The following is a 17564-nucleotide window of genomic DNA, read 5'->3' as shown; positions in this document are numbered from 1 at the left end:
GCGCTCGCCTGGGAAGGGTGAGGCAACCGCGCCTGACGGCGCGGCTGCTCAATTGGGACGGATCAGCTGGGATCGCGGCCTTGCATGTATTTGTTCAGGTCGAATGAGTCGGCATTCTCCTTGGTGATGACGGCAAAGCCGTTATCGGCGAAGGGGATGCTCATCGGGTTGTAGCCCGACGTCTTGTAGTCGTTGAACGGGTCGATCAGCTCGGGGTGCGCCGCCATGAAAGTGGCGACGAAACCGAGATAGCCCTGCATGCCCTGGTTCGGGCTCAACGCCATGTGGATGTTGCCGGCCTTGATCTGTTCCAGCGTCGCCGGGGTGATGTCGGCGTGCATGATCAGCACCTTGGCCTTGGCTTCGAGAACGGCAGCGACCGCGCCTTCTGCCGAACCGGCTTCCGGAATCCACAGCGCCTTCAGGTTCGGGTTGGCCTGCAGCATCGAGGCCACCGCCTTGTTGGCGACATTGGTGTCCTGGTTGGAGGCCTGGCGTCCCACCAGCTTCATCTTCGGATAGTTCTTGGCGAGGTAATCGATGAAGGCGGTGACGCGCAGATCGTGGTTGCTCTGGCCGGGGTTCTCCAGCACGCCGTATTCGGCATCGTCGCCGACCTGCTTGACGATCTCCTCGGCGGCAAACTTGGCTTCCGCCAGATTGTCCGAGGTGATGTAGGACACGCGCTTGGACTTCGGCGAGTCGGCGGCGAAGGTGACGACGGTGGTGCCGTTTTCGATGGCGCGGTTGATCGGCTCGATGAACGGATCGGCCTGCATCGGGTGCAGCAGCACGCCGGCCGGCTTCTTGATCAGATCCTGTTCGAAGGACGCGATCTGCTTGGCGATGTCATAGTCCGGCGTGCCCGAAAACACGGTCTTGCAGCCCATCGCCGCTGCTGCCTGCTTGAAGCCCTGGTAGACCGGCACCCAATAAGGATGCGCGGAGACCATGACGTTCATCACATAGGTCTCATCCGGCTTGCACTGAAACTTGCTCTCTGCCGACGCTGCGCCTGGCATCGCCAGGGTCAGCGTCATCACGGCGGCGCTCAATACGCCCGCCAGCCCAATCCTGTTCATTCTCTCCTCCGGGTTCCCCGACGATGAAAGCCTCGTCGCGTCAGCTTGCAAGAAATTTCATCATGTGAAATCTCTGGCGAACTTGAGTAGGCCGGGATTTTTTGCGTGTCAATGAGTATGCATTAAAAATCATGCAGTGAAATTTCTTGCATGAGGGGTGCTGAGCCGGATAATGGCGTTATCGCAAAAGGGGCATCGTCTGATTGGCTTTGCGGCCGGCGACCTGAAAACAAGATGTTCGGTCCCGGTGTCGGTGCTCCAGGGGGAAACCCTCTGTTTTCTTAACCAGCCGCAATTCTTGCGTGTTGAAGCAACGTCGGAGTTCTCTTATCGTCGCCGGGATTTTGGGGGAATTTTCGACATGCCTTTTCTGATTGCTCTTCTCGGCGTGCTGGGAGCGGCGGCGTTCTGGTGGTACCGCATGAAGGCCATGAACGACGCCGCGCGCGAGGTCGCCGATGTCGTCGGGCGCGTCCAGGGCAACATCCGCCGCAAGAAGCTGCGCAAGCAGGCGGCGCTGTCGCCGCTGACGGCGATCGACGACCCGGTCGTGGCGGCGGCAACGCTGATCACTGCCATGGCTGCGGAGCACGGCCCGATCCTGCCGAAGCGCGAAACCATCATCCGCGAAGTGATTTCGCAGATTGCCGAGAACCAGAAGAAAACCGACGAGGCCGTCGTCTACGCCAAGTGGGCCTCGGCGCAGATCGACGACACGACCATCGTCATCGACAAGCTGGCGCCTTTCCTGCGCGAGCGCCTCGATCCGCACGAGCGGGAAGATCTGCTGCAGATGCTGAACCGCGTCGCGCAAGGTGGCGAGCAGAGCTTCAAGGTCGCCGACCAGCGCATGCTGCGGCTGCGGCAGAAGCTGGGTTTCGAGGTGAACTGAGGTGTGCCGATATTCGGGGCGGTTGCTTCAGATTTGAATCCATGGCCAGCGTTTGCGCTGCCCCTCACCTGCCTGCCGGCATCCTCTCCCCGTATAGGGACGGGGAGAGGGGGCGCTCTCATCGATGATTTCGCTAATCTCCAGCGTTGCAAGAAATAGTGCCGAGGGTGCGGTAAGCCCTTTCTCCCCGTCACTATACGGGGAGAAATGCCCGGCAGGGCAATGAGGGGCGGCGCTGACCTTCGATAATCTGTCGCTCGCACCGTGAGGGCTTCAAATCGCCTCACCCTTGAGCAGCTTTGGCGTGTCGCCCGACAGCCCCGACGCTTGGCGGATGAAGAACTCCTTCAGCCGGGGCATGCGTTCGACGAGGCCGAGGCCGATGTCGCGGAGCTGGCGCAGCGGGCCGATGTCGTTGGAAAATAGCCGGTTCAGCACATCGGTGGTGACGCCCATCTGCACGGTGTCGAAGCGGCGCCATTGCTGGTAGCGCTCGAGCACGTCGAGCGCGCCGATGTCCTGCCCAAGGCGATCGGCCTCGACAATCACTTCGGCCAGCGCCGCCACATCCTTGAAGCCGAGATTGAGGCCCTGGCCGGCAATCGGGTGGATGCCGTGGGCGGCGTCGCCGGCAAGCGCGATGCGCGGGGCGACGAAGGCGCGCGCGAGGGTCAGGCCGAGCGGCCAGGCGCGTGGCTTGTCGGTGACGCGGATCTCGCCGAGCTTGAGGCCGAAGCGGAGTTCCAGCTCATGCTCGAAGACGAGGTCGTCGCCGGCCACCAGTTTTTCGGCATCCTCGGAGCGTTCGACCCAGACCAGCGATGAACGGTTGGTGCCGTCCTCGGTCGGCTTCAGCGGCAAAGTGGCAAACGGGCCGGCGGGCAGGAAATGCTCCTCGGCGCGGCCATTGTGCGGGCGCTCATGCGCCACCGTGCAGACGATGCCGGACTGGCCATATTCCCATTTCACCGTCTTGATGCCAGCCATGTCGCGCAATTTCGAATTGACGCCGTCGGCGGCGACAAGCAGCCGCGCTTTGAGCGTCGCGCCGTCGGCCAGATGCACGGTGACGCCGGCGCCGTTCGTGTCGAAGGCGCTGACCGCGACACCTTCGATGATATCGATGCCAAGCTTTTGCGCGCGGCGGCGCAAGGCGCCGTTCAGATCCCGGTTGGCGACCATGTGGGCGAACGGTTCGCCCGGCGCGACCTCGCCGTCGAAGGTGAGGAACACCGGGCGCACCGGATCGGCGGTTCGCGAATCGGTGACGATCATTTCGGTGATAGCTTGCGAGTGGCCGACGATTTCCTGCCAGACGCCGAGCTGGTCGAGCATGCGGCAAGCGGCGGCGGCGATCGCCGAGGCGCGGCCGTCCTTCTGCCAGACGCCGGCTGGAGCTGCATCGACGACGGCAACCGCCAGGTTCGGCCGCGCCTGTTTCAGCGAGACGGCGGCGGCGAGGCCAACATAGCCGGCGCCGGCGATCAGCACATCGAGCGAGTTTTTTGCATCCGTCTTGCGGTCTGCCATGTCAATTCCTTTCGAAGCCATGACCGCCCTGCCTCCATGGGGACATTGCGGCCTTGACTGCCTGCCATTCCTGTCCGAAACCGCCATAGCATCTTTAAGGCGAGGTCACGAAGCATGACAGCGGCCATGGACGAGCTTCTCAGCATTCTCGACCTCGAGCAGCTGGAACACAATCTGTACCGTGGTCGCAGCCCAAAGCTCGACTGGCAGCGCGTCTTCGGCGGCCAGACCATCGCCCAGGCGCTGGTCGCCGCCCAGCGCACGGTCGAGCCCGAGCGCCATGTGCATTCCCTGCACGGCTATTTCATGCGGCCGGGCGACACCAAGGTGCCGATCGTCTACGAGGTCGACCGCATCCGCGACGGCGGCTCCTTCACCACGCGCCGCGTGGTGGCGATCCAGCATGGCCAGGCGATCTTTTCGCTGGAGGCCTCGTTCCAGCAGGACGAGGTGGGACTGGAGCATCAGCTGCCGATGCCGCGCGACGTGCCGGCGCCCGACAGCCTGTTGTCGCAGCGTGAATTGCTGGGCAAATTCGGCGAGGCGGTGCCGGACGGCATCAGGCGCTACTGGGAGCGCGACCGGCCGATCGAGATGAAGCCGGTGATGCTGAAACACTACACCAGCCGCGAAAAGCTGGAGCCGCAGCAGAACATCTGGATCCGCACCACCGGCCCGGTGCCGGCCGACCGCGGCATACAGGCTGCGGTGCTTTCCTACCTCTCGGACATGACGTTGCTGGACACTTCGACCTTTGCGCACGGACGCGCCATTTTCGACCGCGACATCCAGGCGGCGAGCCTCGACCACGCCATGTGGTTTCACCGCAGCCATCCGCTCGACGACTGGATCCTGTACACGCAGGACAGCCCGTCGACGCAAGGGTCGCGCGGCTTCACCCGCGGCTCGTTGTTTGCCCGTGACGGCACGCTGATCGCCTCGGTTGCCCAGGAAGGCCTGATCCGCCTGAAGCGTCCGCCTGCCGAATAGGCATTTTCTAAAAATTGCCCATTTTTTAATCAGTGACTGCCCGGTGACAATGTGCACCGCGCTGCTGCGGCCCGGTCAATCTGTTTGTTTACAATGAGTTAAAACACTGCTTCGGCAATTGGCACGGAGCTTGAATCCTGTTGGGCACTCTCCGGGCTCTTTGGGATCGGTGAAGGTGTAAAACGCGGGGGACCGCAACAGCAAAGGGTGAAACCTTATGAAAATCGTGATGGCAATCATCAAGCCGTTCAAGCTCGACGAGGTGCGCGAAGCGCTCACCGCCGTCGGCATCCAGGGCCTGACCGTCACCGAAGTCAAAGGCTACGGGCGTCAGAAGGGACACACGGAAATCTATCGCGGTGCGGAATACGCGGTCAGTTTCCTGCCGAAAATCAAGATCGAAGTCGCGGTCAGCACCGACCTGGTCGACAAGGCCGTCGAAGCCATCACGGCGGCAGCCAAGACCGGCCAGATCGGCGACGGCAAGATCTTCGTCTTCGGCATCGATCAGGCGGTGCGCATCCGTACCGGCGAAACAGACACCGACGCGCTCTAAGCGGCGAACACGTATTCCAATGGAGAGTTCAATGAATATTCCTTCCACCTTGAAGACAGTGGCGCGCTCCGCGCTGCTGGGCTCGTTCGCGCTCGGAGCATTGGGCACGGTTGCTGCCTTGGCGCAGGAAGCGGCACCCGCCGTGGTCGCGGCAGCGCCAGCAGCGCCGGCCTTTACCGTCGACAAGGGCGACACCACGTGGATGATGATCTCCACCGTGCTGGTGCTGTTGATGACCATTCCCGGCCTTGCGCTTTTCTACGGCGGCCTGGTTCGCACCAAGAACATGCTGTCGGTGCTGATGCAGGTCTTCACCATCACCAGCGTGGTCATGATCATCTGGGTTTTCTACGGCTACAGCCTCGCTTTCACCCCGGGCAACGCCTTCGTCGGCGGCCTCTCCAAGATGTTTCTCTCCGGCGTCAATGTGTCGACGCTGTCGGAAACCTTCAGCAAGGGCGTCGCCATTCCTGAACTGGTGTTCGTTGTCTTCCAGATGACTTTCGCCTGCATCACGCCGGCCCTGATCGTTGGCGCCTTCGCCGAACGCGTCAAATTCTCCGCCTTGATCCTTTTCGTTATCCTCTGGGTGACGGTCATCTACTTCCCGATCGCGCACATGGTCTGGTTCTGGGGGGGGCCGAGCGCCTATGCCGACCCGTCCGGCCTGATCTTCAGCTTCGGCGCCATCGATTTCGCCGGCGGCACGGTCGTTCACATCAATGCGGGCATTGCCGGCCTCGTCGGCGCGCTGATGATCGGCAAGCGCATCGGCTACAAGAAGGACATCATGGCGCCGCACTCGATGACGCTGACAATGGTCGGCGCCTCGCTGCTGTGGGTCGGCTGGTTCGGCTTCAACGCCGGTTCGAACCTCGAAGCGAACGCCTATGCGGTGCTGGCCATGATCAACACCTTCGTCGCCACGGCGGCGGCGGCAGTGACCTGGATCGTGCTTGAATCGCTGCTGCGCGGCAAAGCCTCCATGCTCGGCGCTGTTTCGGGTGCGGTCACCGGCCTCGTCGCGGTCACGCCGGCGGCCGGTTTTGCCGGTCCGATGGGCGCCATCGTGCTTGGCATCGTCGCCACCTTCGTCTGCTATTTCTTCGTCTCGGTGGTGAAGAACACGTTCGACTATGACGACAGCCTCGATGTCTTCGGTGTCCATTGCATCGGTGGCATCATCGGTGCGCTCGGCACAGGCATATTGGTCAATCCCGCCCTCGGCGGCGCCGGCATCGTCGATTATTCGACCGCCGACTTCGCCGCCGGCTATGCCGGCACGGCCACACAGCTTCTGGCGCAAGGCAAGGGCGTCCTGGTGACCCTGCTGTGGTCGGGCATCGGCAGCGCCATCCTCTACAAGATCGTTGACCTGATCATCGGTCTGCGGCCGACGGCCGATGCCGAGCGCGAAGGCCTCGACCTGACCTCGCATGGCGAAGCGGCCTATCACTCGTAAGCCTTCCGGGGGGCGGCCTCGGCCGCCCCCGCATTCTCCCATCCCGTCGTGACGCTCCCGAAAAGGGCTCACGCTTTGAGGCCCGGGTCATTCCGGGCCTCTTTTTTTGCATTACCGTCATCCGGGCGCCCGGCGGCGCCAACTGATGATCGACGCAAGTGATGGCCCCAGCGTCCCCGCGCGGGGGATGCAAGCGCCGGACCGGTGTGGCACCTCGTGGAAGATCGCGAGATTCGCGACCTCACTCGAACAGGACGTCTCACCATGAAAAAAGCCTATGAGAAGCCGACGCTGTCAAAGCGTTAAAAACTGTCCCGTGTCACCGCTGGCATCCCTTTGTCGCAGCAGGCATGAGTCGAAACGGCCGTGGCGCGCTCTGTGCAAGATCGTTGCCCACGGCCTTATAGTTAATGCGGCCTTAACCTTCCCCCCGATAGTCTGGCGTTCGAATCTGCCGGAGTGCGTCATGCGCCCGGCCAGGCAAAAACAGACGGGGAAGAGCATGCGTTCAGGGGCTTCAGCACCGCTCGCGCTGACCGATACGGGGCACGGCATCCAGGCATTCGCGCGGCGCCAGGTCGGGCGGCTGGTCGGCGCCGGCCTGTTTATGCTGGTCGCCTTTGGGGTCGCGGCGCTGGCCACCTGGAACGTCGCCGATCCAAGCTTCTCGCACGCCACCGACAACATCGTCACCAACGCCATGGGCTATGCGGGCGCGGTGTTCTCCGACCTCGCCATGCAGTTCTTCGGCCTCGCCGCCGTTGCCGCGCTGGTGCCGGCGGTGATCTGGGGCTTTCTCCTGTTTTCGGCGCGTGGCGTCGACAGGCTGCCGAAGCGCGGCCTCGCCTGGTTCGGCTTCGCGCTGCTTGCAGCGGCGATGGCCGGCTGCGTGGTGCCGCCCAAGACCTGGCCGCTGCCGACCGGCCTCGGGGGCGTGTTCGGCGACATGGTGCTTAACATCCCGGGCCTGCTCATTGGCGGCTACCCGACCGGCCTCGTTGCCAGCATCATTGCGATCCTGCTCATTGCGCCGGCGCTGTGGCTGTTTGCCTATGGCTCGGCGCTGATTGCGCGCAAGAACGGCTTTGCCGTCATGGAGCGGACTGCCGAGCCCGATCCCCGAGAGGACGACCTGCTCTTCGACGAAGACGAGGACGAGGGCGACGAAGGCATATTGGCGCTCGGCGCAATTACGCACTGGTGGCTGTCGTTCCGTGCCTGGATGCATCGCCGGGCCGTACGTCGCCAGCAGGAGCGCGACGAGTACGAACCGGAGATGGAGCAGCGCTCCACCGCATGGCGCCGTGCCGCCGAACGGGTCGAATCGGCGGAATTCGCCGAAGCGCGGATGAGCCCGGATGGCCGAGCCCGCGTCGAGCCGGAATTCTTCGCCGCCATGGTCAATGACCGCAGCGTTTCCGTCGATCCGGACGATGACGACGTCCTCGATGCCGGGTTCGACAATGGTGACGAAGAGGTCGATCTCGACGACGAGCCGGTCCAACGCCGTGCCGCGCCGAATGCCAAGGTGCAGAACTTCCGCTCCGATGCTGTGACCCGTGTTGCAGCACCTGCGCCGCGTCCCGCTCCTGGCGCCCGCGTCCAGCGCGAGGCGCAGACCTCGCTGATCGGCTCGGAGACCTTCGAAATGCCATCGCTGCATTTCCTGTCCGAGCCGAAGAATGTGGTGCGCGACGCCAGCCTGTCCAAGGACGCGCTGGAGCAGAATGCGCGCCTGCTCGAAGGCGTGCTTGAGGATTTCGGCGTCAAGGGTGAGATCATTGCCGTCCGGCCCGGCCCGGTGGTCACGCTCTATGAGCTGGAACCGGCGCCCGGCATCAAATCGTCGCGCGTCATCGGCCTGTCCGACGACATCGCCCGTTCGATGAGCGCCATCGCCTGCCGTGTCGCCGTGGTGCCCGGCCGCAACGCCATCGGCATCGAACTGCCGAATGCCAAGCGCGAGACCGTCTATCTCAGGGAGATCATGGCCAGCCGCGATTTCGAAACGACCAAGGCCAAGCTGGCGCTGGCGCTGGGCAAGACCATCAATGGCGAGGCGGTCATCGTCGACATAGCCAAGATGCCGCACGTGCTGGTCGCCGGCACCACCGGCTCCGGCAAATCGGTCGCCATCAACACCATGATCCTGTCGCTACTCTACCGGCTGACGCCGCAGGACTGCCGGCTGATCATGATTGATCCGAAGATGCTTGAACTCTCGGTCTATGACGGCATCCCGCACCTTTTGACGCCTGTCGTCACCGATCCGAAGAAAGCGGTGGTGGCGCTGAAATGGACCGTGCGCGAGATGGAAGACCGCTACCGCAAGATGTCCAAGGTCGGCGTGCGCAACATCGACGGCTTCAACGCGCGCGTGCAATTGGCCGAGAAGAAGGGCGAAAAAATCTCGCGCACCGTGCAGACCGGCTTCGACCGCCAGACCGGCGAGGCGATCTACGAAACCGAGAATCTCGACCTCGAGCCGATGCCCTATATCGTCGTTATCATCGACGAGATGGCCGATTTGATGATGGTCGCCGGCAAGGACATCGAAGGCGCGGTGCAGCGCCTGGCGCAGATGGCGCGCGCCGCCGGCATCCATGTCATCATGGCCACCCAGCGCCCGTCCGTCGACGTCATCACCGGCACCATCAAGGCCAATTTCCCCACCCGCATCTCCTTCCAGGTGACGTCGAAGATCGACAGCCGCACCATTCTGGGCGAGCAGGGCGCCGAGCAGCTGCTGGGCATGGGCGACATGCTCTACATGGCCGGCGGCGGCCGCATCCAGCGCGTGCACGGTCCGTTCGTTTCCGACGACGAGGTCGAGAGGATCGTCGCGCATCTGAAGCTGCAGGGCGTGCCCGAATATCTCGACGCCATCACCGAAGATGACGGCGAAGACGATGACGACGAGCCGTCAGGCAAGGGCGGCGGCGGCGGTGGCGGTAATTTCGAGGATTCCGACGATCCCTACGACCAGGCGGTGGCCGTGGTGCTGCGCGACGGCAAGGCCTCGACCAGCTACATCCAGCGCCGGCTCGGCATCGGCTACAACCGCGCGGCGTCGATCATCGAGAAGATGGAGAAGGAAGGCATTGTCGGCCCGGCCAACCATGCCGGCAAACGCGAGATCCTGGTGCCGACGGAGGACGACAAGTTCTGATTGGCCAATAGCGCCGGGGCAAAGACCGCCCGGCGGCAACCTTGAACCTTTTGGCGCGTTCAAGCGACAGAGTGCCGTTCGGCCGCCAAACTTAAGTCTAACTGGGGGTCCACGGACTGCAACGAGACACACACCACACGAGAGTGACCGGCATGAAAAACGATCCTTCCGCGCTCAGCGATTTCGCTCCAAACCGCCGCCAGCTGCTCGGCCTTGGCCTGGTTCTTGCCGGCGCCGCGGCCGTCAATGTCATGCCGGGGTTCCAGCTTCTGGCCTCTGCGCAGGCGGCGGTGCCGCCGACGGCGCAAAAGATCGCCGACCACTTCTCCTCGGTCAAATCGATGAGCGGCGAGTTCGTCCAGTTCGGGCCCAACAACCAGCAGACCGGCGGCAAGTTCTTCCTCGAGCGGCCGGGCAAAATCCGCTTCAACTATGAGGGCAAGTCGAATTTCCGGGTGATTTCCGACGGCAAGTCGGTGGTCATCCTCAACAAGCGGCTGAACACGTCCGATCTCTATCCGCTGTCGAAGACGCCGCTGAAGCTGTTGCTCGACAACCGGATCGACCTCTCCGGCGGGCGCGTCAAATCGATCAAGGAAGAGAGCGACCTCACCACCATCCAACTCGCCGACAAGTCGGTGTTCGGCAATTCGAAGATCACCATGATGTTCGATCCGAAATCCTATGATCTGCGCCAGTGGACCATCACCGACGCACAGGGCAAGGACACCACGGTGATGATCTACAACACCAAGGAAGGCGTCAGCTTCCCTGCGGATACCTTTGCCATCGATTATACGGCGAACCGCGAGCTGAACACCAAGACCAGATAGTGTTCTGCCGCTGCGGGCATTCCTCCTGCCCCGTTGGCGGTTAACGCCCGCTTGTTTTTAGATCGTGTGGCTGGCAGTAGTTCCAGGACCAATTTCATAGGCACAATGTCCTGTCGGGCTGTCCCGGCGGGATTTTCGCTGCCTCGAACCGGACTCCTGCATGCCCTTTTCCATCGCCACCTGGAACATCAACTCCGTGCGCCTGCGCATGCCGATCGTCGAGCGGCTGCTGGCGGAGCAGGCGCCTGATGTGCTCTGCCTGCAGGAGACGAAGGTTCCCGACGAGCTGTTTCCGGAAAAAGCCTTCCGCAAGGCGGGCTACGAGCACATCGCCTTCCATGGCCAGAAGGGCTATCACGGCGTGGCGACGGTGGCGCGGCGGCCGATCGAGGTGGTCGAAAAGCGGCGCTTCTGCGAGATCGACGACAGTCGGCATTTGTCGGTCAAGGTACAGGCCGGCGGCAAGGCGATCCTCATCCACAATTTCTATGTGCCGGCCGGTGGCGACGAGCCCGATCCCGAGATCAACAGCAAGTTCCGGCACAAGTTGGATTTCGTCGCCGAGATGAACGCCATCCGCGCCGCGCATGATGAGGTGTCAGCCTCGATCCTGGTCGGCGACCTCAACATCGCGCCGCTGGAGCACGATGTCTGGTCGCACAAGCAATTGCTCAACGTCGTCAGCCACACGCCGATCGAGACGGAAAATTTCGAGGCGATGCGGATCGCCGGCGACTGGGTCGACCTGATGCGGCTCACCGTGCCGCTTGAAGAAAAGCTCTACACTTGGTGGAGCTACCGGGCGCAGGACTGGGAAGCTTCAAACCGTGGCCGGCGGCTCGACCATGTCTGGTCGTCGCCGAACCTGGTGCCCAATTTTGCCGGCTACGAGATCCTTCGCGCCGCGCGCGGCTGGGAGCGACCGTCGGACCATGTGCCGGTGATTGCGCGGTTCGATCTGGAGTCGTCCGCGAGCCAAAGGGGTCGTTGAATGGAGATAGTGGCAGCGCGAGAGCCGGATGTGACATCGGCGGCCGACTGTCTGGCGGCTGCCTTTGCCGATGATCCGCAGATGAGTTTTTTCTTCGATCCTCCGCAGCGTCAGTACCTGGTGACGGAGTTCTTCTCGATCCTGATGGCGGCGCGCTTGGCGCTTGGAATGCCTGTGCTGTTGCTAAAGAGCGAGGGTCGCATCCTTGGTGCGGTGATGGGCTATGATACGCAGCGGCATGAATGGCTTCCGGCTCACCAGGAGAGATGGGCTCTGCTTCAGCAAAGGCAGGCATCGATGGCTTCCCGCTTCGATAGGGCTGACGCCATCAGCGAGAAATACAAGCCGCAGGAACCGCATTTCTATCTTGGGGTCTTGGGCGTTCACCCCTCAATGCAGGGAAAAGGGGCTGGCGGCTCGCTCATCAAGGCCTATTGCGATCTTGCCGAAAGAGATCCTGTCTCGGAAGGGACGTTTCTCGAAACCGCACAACGAAAGAATTTGGCTTTCTATGAGCGTTGCGGGTTTCAACTCCTCGGCCAAGGTGAACTTGCACCCGGAAAGCCATTCTGGTGCCTGTTCAGGCCAAAACCCGTTCGAGACGGTAATTAGACTTATTCGCCAAACCGCGGCGCCAGCTTCTCTATGCGGGCGATCATGGCCTGGAAATCGTCGAGGATGTGCTGGTGCAGTTTCACCGCCACGTCGGGGTACTCCTCGAGGATGCGGCGGAACATCTTGCGGCTGAGGCGGATCACTTCCGAATCGGTCTCGGCCGAGGCGCTGGTCAGTCGCCTTGAGTCGGCGATCAGCGCCAGTTCGCTCAGGATCGTGCCCGGACCGGCGGTGCCGATCGGGATGCGGTCGCCATCCTGCTCGCGGTAGAGCACGATCTTCCCACTGACCACGATATAGGCTGAATCGGCTTCGTCGTCTTCGCGGTACAGCTTGCGGTCGGCCTGCAGATGCGTGGCTTCGGCGCCGAAGGCGAGCAGACGCAGCTGTTCCTGCGTGAAACCCTCAAAGAGCTTCACGGCAGACAGGATGCGGATGTCGTCATCCAACGCCATCTCTAGCTGCGTCCCCGAACGGTCAGTCCAATCCCTCCCTTAGAGCGCCGCGCGTCCTCCTGGTCGCGCAAAGACGCTCCAACATTTTCAATCTGCGCAGCGTTCTTCCCCAAAACCGAATCGATTTTGGGCCGATGCGCGGGTCGATCCAGGCCCCTCCAGCCGGATCGTACCCGAAACAGTCCCGCCCCGACCGCCTATTGAATAATGAAATGTTTAAGGAACCAGCTTGTAGCCGCCGCTTTCTGTCACAAGAATTTCAGCATTGGAAGGATCGCGCTCGATCTTCTGGCGCAGCCGGTAGACGTGGGTTTCCAGCGTGTGCGTGGTGACGCCGGAATTGTAGCCCCACACTTCCTCGAGCAAGACGTCGCGCGTTACCACCTTCTGGTCGGCGCGATAGAGATATTTGATGATCGAGGCCTCTTTCTCCGTCAGCCGCACCTTGGCGCCGCGTTGGTCGATCAGAAGCTTCTGGCTGGGCTTGAACGTATAGGGACCGACCGAGAAGGTGGCGTCCTCGCTCTGCTCGTGCTGGCGCAGTTGCGCACGGATACGGGCAAGCAGCACGGCGAAGCGGAACGGCTTGGTGACATAGTCGTTGGCGCCGGCCTCGAGGCCCAGAATCGTGTCGGAATCGGTGTCGTGGCCGGTCAGCATGATGATCGGCGCCTTGTAGCCGCCCTTGCGCAGGATCTTCACTGCCTCGCGGCCATCCATGTCGGGCAGGCCGACATCCATGATGAGCAGGTCGATGAGCCCACCGCGCGCAGCAGCAACACCTTTGGCGGCGGTCGCTTCCTGCAGGACGTCGAATTCTTCGTAAAGGGCTAGTTGCTCGACGAGGGTTCCGCGCAGGTCGTCATCGTCGTCAACGATAAGAATGGTACGTGATGTCATGGATCAATCCGTTGTTTTGAAAAGAATTTTCAGTTGACCGACCCCCATTTATGCGGAAGCTGACCGGCGCAACAGTCCGATCACAGTGATTTGTTCCGTGACACGATCATACAAGAAAAAACGCGTTCGCAATGCAGCCGGCGCAATTTTGCCTAAAGGGCTGCGGGTGCTGGTGGTACGGGCGAGGCCCGGCAACCCAAGCCAGGGGATTTTGCAGGCCGGCAGCAAGGTGTTCGCGTGCGCGCTCGGACGCGGCGGCATCTCCGCCAACAAGCGCGAGGGCGATGGCGCGACGCCGCTTGGCGAGATGCGGATTCTATCGGGATATTTTCGGGGCGATCATTTTCCGGCGGCCCGCAAAACCCGGCTGGCAATGGCGCCGATCGGCCCAGACCTCGGCTGGTGCGAGGTGCCGGACGACCGCAATTACAACCGGCCGGTGAAAATCCCCTACGGCGCCAGCCATGAGCGGATGCGGCGCGATGATCGCCTCTATGACGCCTGCCTGGTGCTCGACTGGAACATGGCGCCGCGCCAGCGCGGGCGCGGCAGCGCCATTTTCTTCCACCTGGCGCGTCCCGGCTTCACGCCGACGCAAGGCTGCGTGGCGGTAACCGCGCGGACGATGGCGCGGCTGTTGCCGCTGGTGTCGGACAGGACGGTGGTGAGGGTGGTTAGGTAGGCAGGAGGCAGGAGGCAGGAGGCAGGAGGCAGGAGGCAGGAGGCAGGAGGCAGGAGGCAGGAGGGCCGCGTGTCGGTGCCGTCTCATTTTTCCCCTACTGCCTACTGCCTTTTCACCACTGCCTATTCCTCTGCCAGCCAATATCCAGCAGTCCCAGCCTGCCCAGCTCCCGGTCCATGGCGTGGGCGACATCCTTGCGTTCGCCGCCAATGTCGCGCAGCTCGCGGTCGGAGAGATCCTCGACGTCCTGGTGGACGACATTTTGCTGGGTGAGGTGGATCGCGATCCTGGCGTGACGAAGCCAGTCGAGCACGGCGCGCAGCCAAGACGGCCGGGCGATCGGTGAATGAAAAGCGACGGTGGACATGGTGTGATCCGTTCCTCCGGATATCAAATCCGGTTTGATGGTGTTTCGATTGCGCCCATCATGTCGGATTGAAAGACAAAGGAGAAACGAGTAGTTTTCTCCATATCATCAAGTTTTATTTGGAGATCGATTGGCCCGCCTGCTGCCCGGAACCCGCGCACTGAGGACGCTGGAAGCGGCGGCCCGGCACCTCAATTTCACCCGGGCCGCGGACGAGCTCGGGCTGACGCCGGCGGCGGTCAGCCACCAGATCAAGGAAATCGAGGATCAGCTCGGCATCGTTCTGTTTACCCGCACCAGCCGGACCATCCGGTTGACCGAGGCAGGCACGGTGCTTTTCGAAGCCTCGCTCGATGCGCTCGACCTGCTCAACCGGGCGGTGTCGCGGGCACAAAAGATGACGCGCGGTATGGCGCTCCTGAAAATTACGCTCGACCCGCAATTTGCGACCAAATGGCTAATGCGGCGTGTCGACGATTTCCGCAAGCATCAACCCGGGATCGAACTTCGCTTCGACATCACCTATGAGGTGCGCGATTTCGATCGCGACGACGTCGATATCGGCATTCGCTTCGGCACCGGGAAATATCCGGGCATTGTCAGCCACCGTCTGTTCGACAACATCATCATTCCGGTGTGCAGCCCGGCTTTGCTGACCTCCGGTCCACCGCTTCGAGAGCCGCGCGACCTGTTCCGGCACACGCTTGCCCATATTGTATGGGCGCGCCAGGGCGTGACCTGGCCGAACTGGCGCATGTGGATGGCGGCGGCAGGCATCGACGATTTTGATGACAGCCGGACCATCGTTTTCGGCTCTTCGTCAGATGCGGTGCAGGCGGCGCTCGACGGCAATGCGGTGGCGCTCGCCGATTTCGCCATGGTGGCCAACGACCTGTCGGAGGGACGGCTGGTGCGGCCATTCGAACTCGGCCTCAAGGTCGCGGCTGAGTTCGCCTATTTCCTGGTTTATCCAGCCGCATCGGCAAACGACGCCAGGATCATCGCGTTCAAGGACTGGATCCTGGGCGAAGTCCACAACCCGCAGCCGGACCCGACGCGCCGGACATGGGACGAGTTATAGGTCATCCTCGACTCTGGAAGGGCCTCAGCCGGCGACGACCGGTGCACCGAACCAGCCGATCACCGCGCCGATGATCAAAAGCACGCCGAGCCAGTGGCCGCCATCGATCAGGGTCAGGTCCCAGCCGAAATTCTCATAGCGGTGGTTGGCCGTCAGCGTCGTGGCGACGAAGCCCAGCCAGAGGACGAAGCCGAAGACCAGGCCGGCGGTAAGGGCCGGCTCGCCGCCGGTCATGGCCCCGACAACCAGAGCAACAACCAGCGCCATGATGAGTTCGGCTATGAAGGAGATGACGAAGGGCAGCTTCGACTTGCTCATCGTCGCCGGATCGAGCTTGGCCGCCTTCAGCCACGGCTTGCTCAAAGCCATGTACCAGACGGCGCCGAACAGCCACGCCACCACGGCCGCGACAACGACCGCCAGCCAGTTCACTGCTGAAAAATCCATAAAGTCCTCCCCTCAAGCATGTCGCGGTCTTGGGATAACGACATGCGTATTCTCAAATCAATCCCGCGATGGAACGCCTGTTCGGCAGCGCCGTCAAGCGAAGCGCCAGACGGTGGTGCGCTTGACCAGCGCATCCTCCAGCGCCCGCGTCACGGCCACTTCGTAGACGGCCAGCGGCTCCAGTCCGGCCTTGGGCATGTAGGAGCGGCCGGGATCGCCAACGAGGATGTCGGCGCCGCGCGCCTTCAGCGTCGAAAACCACGGCATCAGCGTGTCGGCGAAGGATCGGTCGTAGAAAACGTCGCCGGCTAAAATCACATCCCAGCTGGCATCGGTGCCGATGCAGTCTGTGCCGCAAAACTCGATGGCAACACCGTTGGCCTCGGCGTTGAGGCGGATCGCCGTCTCGCAGAACGGGTCGATGTCGGCGGCGATCACTTGTGAACCACCGGCCTTGGCGGCGGCGATGGCGACAAGCCCGGAGCCGGAAGCGAAGTCGAGCACACGTTTGCCGCGCACTTCAGACGGGTTGTCGAGGATATAGCGGGCAAGGCCCTGGCCACCGGCCCAGGCAAAGGCCCAGAAGGGCGGCGGCAAGCCGATTTCGGCCAACTCGTCCTCGGTTCGCTGCCAGAGGTCATGCGCCTCATCGGCAAGGCGCAGAAAAATTTCCGGCACGTGCGGCGGCGTCATCAGAGCCGTGTTGTCGAGAATGAACTTTTTCGCGCTGTTCGGCGTGAGGACCGTCACGGAGCGGGCGTCAGGCCGCCCATGCGGCAGACTTCCTTCCATTCGGCCGGAGTCACCGGCTGCACGGAAAGCCGCCCGAGCCTGACCAGCGCCATCTCGGCGAGTTTCGGATTGGCCTTGACCTGTTCCAGCGTCGGCGGGTTCGGCACGTCCTTGAAGGCGCGGATATCGACACATTCCCAGCGCGGATCGTCGGTGGTGCTGTCGGGATGGGCAAGCGCGCAGACTTCGGCGATGCCGACGACGTTCAGCCCCTCGTTGGAATGGTAGAAGAAGCCGAGATCGCCGATCTGCATCGCCTTCATGTTGTTGCGCGCCGCATAGTTGCGCACGCCGTCCCATTGCGTGCCGGCCTTGCCCTTGGCCTTCAGCGCCTCGAAGGAAAAGACCGAAGGTTCGGATTTGAACAGCCAGTAGTTCATGTCTTTGCTCCTCCTTGGCGTAGCCCGAATTAACTAGCCGCCGGCTTGTTGAAGGTCCAGTTCCACTGGCGGATTTCGACTGTTTCAAACAGCCCTGCCTTGGCATAGGGGTCGGCGGCCGACAGCGCCTGCGCACCGGCCAGATCCGGGGCCTCGACGACGACGAGGCTGCCGTTCGGCTTGCCGTCGGCATCGAGGAACGGACCGGCAAAGGCCAATGTCCTGTCGGTGTTCAAGCCCTCGAGAAAGGCGACGTGGGCGGGCCGCGTGTCGACGCGCACCTGCAGGCTGCCGGGCTTGTCCTTGCAAATCAACGCAAACAGCATCTTTTCAATACTCC

The 17564-nt window shown here is 62.5% G+C and carries 19 protein-coding genes; 10 read left to right on the top strand and 9 right to left on the bottom strand.

What is annotated here, in order from left to right; genetic code table 11:
- Window positions 1-62: 62 nt before the first annotated feature.
- Window positions 63-1082, bottom strand: a complete 1020-nt coding sequence (locus tag AC1D1N_RS02830) for a substrate-binding domain-containing protein (RefSeq protein ID WP_436262319.1) — start codon at window positions 1080-1082, stop codon at window positions 63-65.
- A 361-nt stretch (window positions 1083-1443) separates the two neighbouring features.
- On the opposite strand from AC1D1N_RS02830, the gene AC1D1N_RS02825 reads away from it, so the two are divergent.
- Window positions 1444-1974 carry a hypothetical protein gene (locus AC1D1N_RS02825; protein ID WP_352586492.1) on the top strand — a complete coding sequence of 177 codons (531 nt, stop codon included), beginning with the start codon at window positions 1444-1446 and terminating at the stop codon, window positions 1972-1974.
- A 273-nt stretch (window positions 1975-2247) separates the two neighbouring features.
- On the opposite strand, the gene AC1D1N_RS02820 is transcribed toward AC1D1N_RS02825, so the two are convergent.
- The gene (locus AC1D1N_RS02820) at window positions 2248-3504 is read right to left on the bottom strand and encodes a ubiquinone biosynthesis hydroxylase (protein WP_436262318.1); all 1257 of its coding nucleotides are present in this window, start codon (window positions 3502-3504) and stop codon (window positions 2248-2250) included.
- Between the two features lie 114 nt (window positions 3505-3618).
- On the opposite strand from AC1D1N_RS02820, the gene AC1D1N_RS02815 reads away from it, so the two are divergent.
- The 7 genes from AC1D1N_RS02815 (at window position 3619) to AC1D1N_RS02785 (ending at window position 12117) form a co-directional block, all read left to right on the top strand.
- Window positions 3619-4494: an acyl-CoA thioesterase gene (locus AC1D1N_RS02815; RefSeq protein WP_477346466.1), complete on the top strand. Its 876-nt coding sequence runs from the start codon at window positions 3619-3621 to the stop codon at window positions 4492-4494.
- Between the two features lie 217 nt (window positions 4495-4711).
- Window positions 4712-5050, top strand: a complete 339-nt coding sequence (locus tag AC1D1N_RS02810) for a P-II family nitrogen regulator (RefSeq protein ID WP_023670499.1) — start codon at window positions 4712-4714, stop codon at window positions 5048-5050.
- A gap of 31 nt (window positions 5051-5081) precedes the next feature.
- Window positions 5082-6512: an ammonium transporter gene (locus AC1D1N_RS02805; RefSeq protein WP_436262317.1), complete on the top strand. Its 1431-nt coding sequence runs from the start codon at window positions 5082-5084 to the stop codon at window positions 6510-6512.
- 502 nt (window positions 6513-7014) lie between these two features.
- On the top strand, window positions 7015-9681 hold the full coding sequence (locus AC1D1N_RS02800) for a DNA translocase FtsK (protein ID WP_436262316.1): 2667 nt from the start codon (window positions 7015-7017) through the stop codon (window positions 9679-9681).
- Window positions 9682-9833: 152 nt separating this feature from the next.
- Window positions 9834-10514, top strand: a complete 681-nt coding sequence (locus AC1D1N_RS02795) for an outer-membrane lipoprotein carrier protein LolA (RefSeq protein WP_112561228.1) — start codon at window positions 9834-9836, stop codon at window positions 10512-10514.
- Between the two features lie 160 nt (window positions 10515-10674).
- Window positions 10675-11505 (top strand): exodeoxyribonuclease III, encoded by an 831-nt coding sequence (locus AC1D1N_RS02790; protein ID WP_477346463.1) that lies wholly within the window; start codon window positions 10675-10677, stop codon window positions 11503-11505.
- Entirely contained in the window at window positions 11506-12117 is a 612-nt protein-coding gene (locus tag AC1D1N_RS02785; RefSeq protein ID WP_477346461.1) for a GNAT family N-acetyltransferase, read from the top strand.
- Window positions 12118-12119: 2 nt separating this feature from the next.
- Here AC1D1N_RS02785 and AC1D1N_RS02780 read toward each other — a convergent pair whose 3' ends face one another.
- Together AC1D1N_RS02780 and AC1D1N_RS02775 are read right to left on the bottom strand one after the other, a co-directional pair.
- Window positions 12120-12575: a cyclic nucleotide-binding domain-containing protein gene (locus tag AC1D1N_RS02780; RefSeq protein WP_477346459.1), complete on the bottom strand. Its 456-nt coding sequence runs from the start codon at window positions 12573-12575 to the stop codon at window positions 12120-12122.
- 216 nt (window positions 12576-12791) lie between these two features.
- On the bottom strand, window positions 12792-13475 hold the full coding sequence (locus AC1D1N_RS02775) for a response regulator transcription factor (RefSeq protein WP_112561232.1): 684 nt from the start codon (window positions 13473-13475) through the stop codon (window positions 12792-12794).
- 145 nt (window positions 13476-13620) lie between these two features.
- Between AC1D1N_RS02775 and AC1D1N_RS02770 the strand changes: the two genes are divergently transcribed.
- Window positions 13621-14157: a L,D-transpeptidase family protein gene (locus AC1D1N_RS02770; protein ID WP_477347361.1), complete on the top strand. Its 537-nt coding sequence runs from the start codon at window positions 13621-13623 to the stop codon at window positions 14155-14157.
- 112 nt (window positions 14158-14269) lie between these two features.
- Here the strand turns inward: AC1D1N_RS02770 and AC1D1N_RS02765 are convergent, their stop codons facing one another.
- Window positions 14270-14524: a hypothetical protein gene (locus tag AC1D1N_RS02765; RefSeq protein WP_477346458.1), complete on the bottom strand. Its 255-nt coding sequence runs from the start codon at window positions 14522-14524 to the stop codon at window positions 14270-14272.
- A gap of 130 nt (window positions 14525-14654) precedes the next feature.
- Between AC1D1N_RS02765 and gcvA the strand changes: the two genes are divergently transcribed.
- Window positions 14655-15605 (top strand): transcriptional regulator GcvA, encoded by a 951-nt coding sequence (gene gcvA, locus AC1D1N_RS02760; protein WP_192254763.1) that lies wholly within the window; start codon window positions 14655-14657, stop codon window positions 15603-15605.
- A 24-nt stretch (window positions 15606-15629) separates the two neighbouring features.
- Here gcvA and AC1D1N_RS02755 read toward each other — a convergent pair whose 3' ends face one another.
- The 4 genes from AC1D1N_RS02755 to AC1D1N_RS02740 form a co-directional block, all read right to left on the bottom strand.
- Window positions 15630-16052 carry a DUF1761 domain-containing protein gene (locus AC1D1N_RS02755; protein WP_112561236.1) on the bottom strand — a complete coding sequence of 141 codons (423 nt, stop codon included), beginning with the start codon at window positions 16050-16052 and terminating at the stop codon, window positions 15630-15632.
- Window positions 16053-16145: 93 nt separating this feature from the next.
- The gene (locus AC1D1N_RS02750; protein ID WP_477346455.1) at window positions 16146-16844 is read right to left on the bottom strand and encodes a class I SAM-dependent methyltransferase; all 699 of its coding nucleotides are present in this window, start codon (window positions 16842-16844) and stop codon (window positions 16146-16148) included.
- Window positions 16799-17224, bottom strand: a complete 426-nt coding sequence (locus AC1D1N_RS02745) for an EVE domain-containing protein (protein WP_112621800.1) — start codon at window positions 17222-17224, stop codon at window positions 16799-16801. The genes AC1D1N_RS02750 and AC1D1N_RS02745 overlap by 46 nt, the downstream gene beginning before the upstream one ends.
- Window positions 17225-17253: 29 nt before the next feature.
- Complete coding sequence (locus AC1D1N_RS02740) at window positions 17254-17550, bottom strand: YciI-like protein (RefSeq protein ID WP_436262310.1); 297 nt, start codon at window positions 17548-17550, stop codon at window positions 17254-17256.
- Window positions 17551-17564: the final 14 nt, after the last annotated feature.

Source organism: Mesorhizobium sp. P2_B5, from assembly GCF_056404775.1.
This window is presented reverse-complemented; position numbering and strand designations above follow the sequence as displayed.

Excerpts from the sequence above, each read along its gene's own strand:
- AC1D1N_RS02830 (WP_436262319.1), bottom strand. The coding sequence starts at position 1,082 with ATGAACAGGATTGGGCTGGCGGGCGTATTGAGCGCCGCCGTGATGACG.
- AC1D1N_RS02825 (WP_352586492.1), top strand. The coding sequence starts at position 1,444 with ATGCCTTTTCTGATTGCTCTTCTCGGCGTGCTGGGAGCGGCGGCGTTC.
- AC1D1N_RS02820 (WP_436262318.1), bottom strand. The coding sequence starts at position 3,504 with ATGGCAGACCGCAAGACGGATGCAAAAAACTCGCTCGATGTGCTGATC.
- AC1D1N_RS02815 (WP_477346466.1), top strand. The coding sequence starts at position 3,619 with ATGACAGCGGCCATGGACGAGCTTCTCAGCATTCTCGACCTCGAGCAG.
- AC1D1N_RS02810 (WP_023670499.1), top strand. The coding sequence starts at position 4,712 with ATGAAAATCGTGATGGCAATCATCAAGCCGTTCAAGCTCGACGAGGTG.
- AC1D1N_RS02805 (WP_436262317.1), top strand. The coding sequence starts at position 5,082 with ATGAATATTCCTTCCACCTTGAAGACAGTGGCGCGCTCCGCGCTGCTG.
- AC1D1N_RS02800 (WP_436262316.1), top strand. The coding sequence starts at position 7,015 with ATGCGTTCAGGGGCTTCAGCACCGCTCGCGCTGACCGATACGGGGCAC.
- AC1D1N_RS02795 (WP_112561228.1), top strand. The coding sequence starts at position 9,834 with ATGAAAAACGATCCTTCCGCGCTCAGCGATTTCGCTCCAAACCGCCGC.
- AC1D1N_RS02790 (WP_477346463.1), top strand. The coding sequence starts at position 10,675 with ATGCCCTTTTCCATCGCCACCTGGAACATCAACTCCGTGCGCCTGCGC.
- AC1D1N_RS02785 (WP_477346461.1), top strand. The coding sequence starts at position 11,506 with ATGGAGATAGTGGCAGCGCGAGAGCCGGATGTGACATCGGCGGCCGAC.
- AC1D1N_RS02780 (WP_477346459.1), bottom strand. The coding sequence starts at position 12,575 with ATGGCGTTGGATGACGACATCCGCATCCTGTCTGCCGTGAAGCTCTTT.
- AC1D1N_RS02775 (WP_112561232.1), bottom strand. The coding sequence starts at position 13,475 with ATGACATCACGTACCATTCTTATCGTTGACGACGATGACGACCTGCGC.
- AC1D1N_RS02765 (WP_477346458.1), bottom strand. The coding sequence starts at position 14,524 with ATGTCCACCGTCGCTTTTCATTCACCGATCGCCCGGCCGTCTTGGCTG.
- AC1D1N_RS02755 (WP_112561236.1), bottom strand. The coding sequence starts at position 16,052 with ATGGATTTTTCAGCAGTGAACTGGCTGGCGGTCGTTGTCGCGGCCGTG.
- AC1D1N_RS02750 (WP_477346455.1), bottom strand. The coding sequence starts at position 16,844 with ATGGAAGGAAGTCTGCCGCATGGGCGGCCTGACGCCCGCTCCGTGACG.
- AC1D1N_RS02745 (WP_112621800.1), bottom strand. The coding sequence starts at position 17,224 with ATGAACTACTGGCTGTTCAAATCCGAACCTTCGGTCTTTTCCTTCGAG.
- AC1D1N_RS02740 (WP_436262310.1), bottom strand. The coding sequence starts at position 17,550 with ATGCTGTTTGCGTTGATTTGCAAGGACAAGCCCGGCAGCCTGCAGGTG.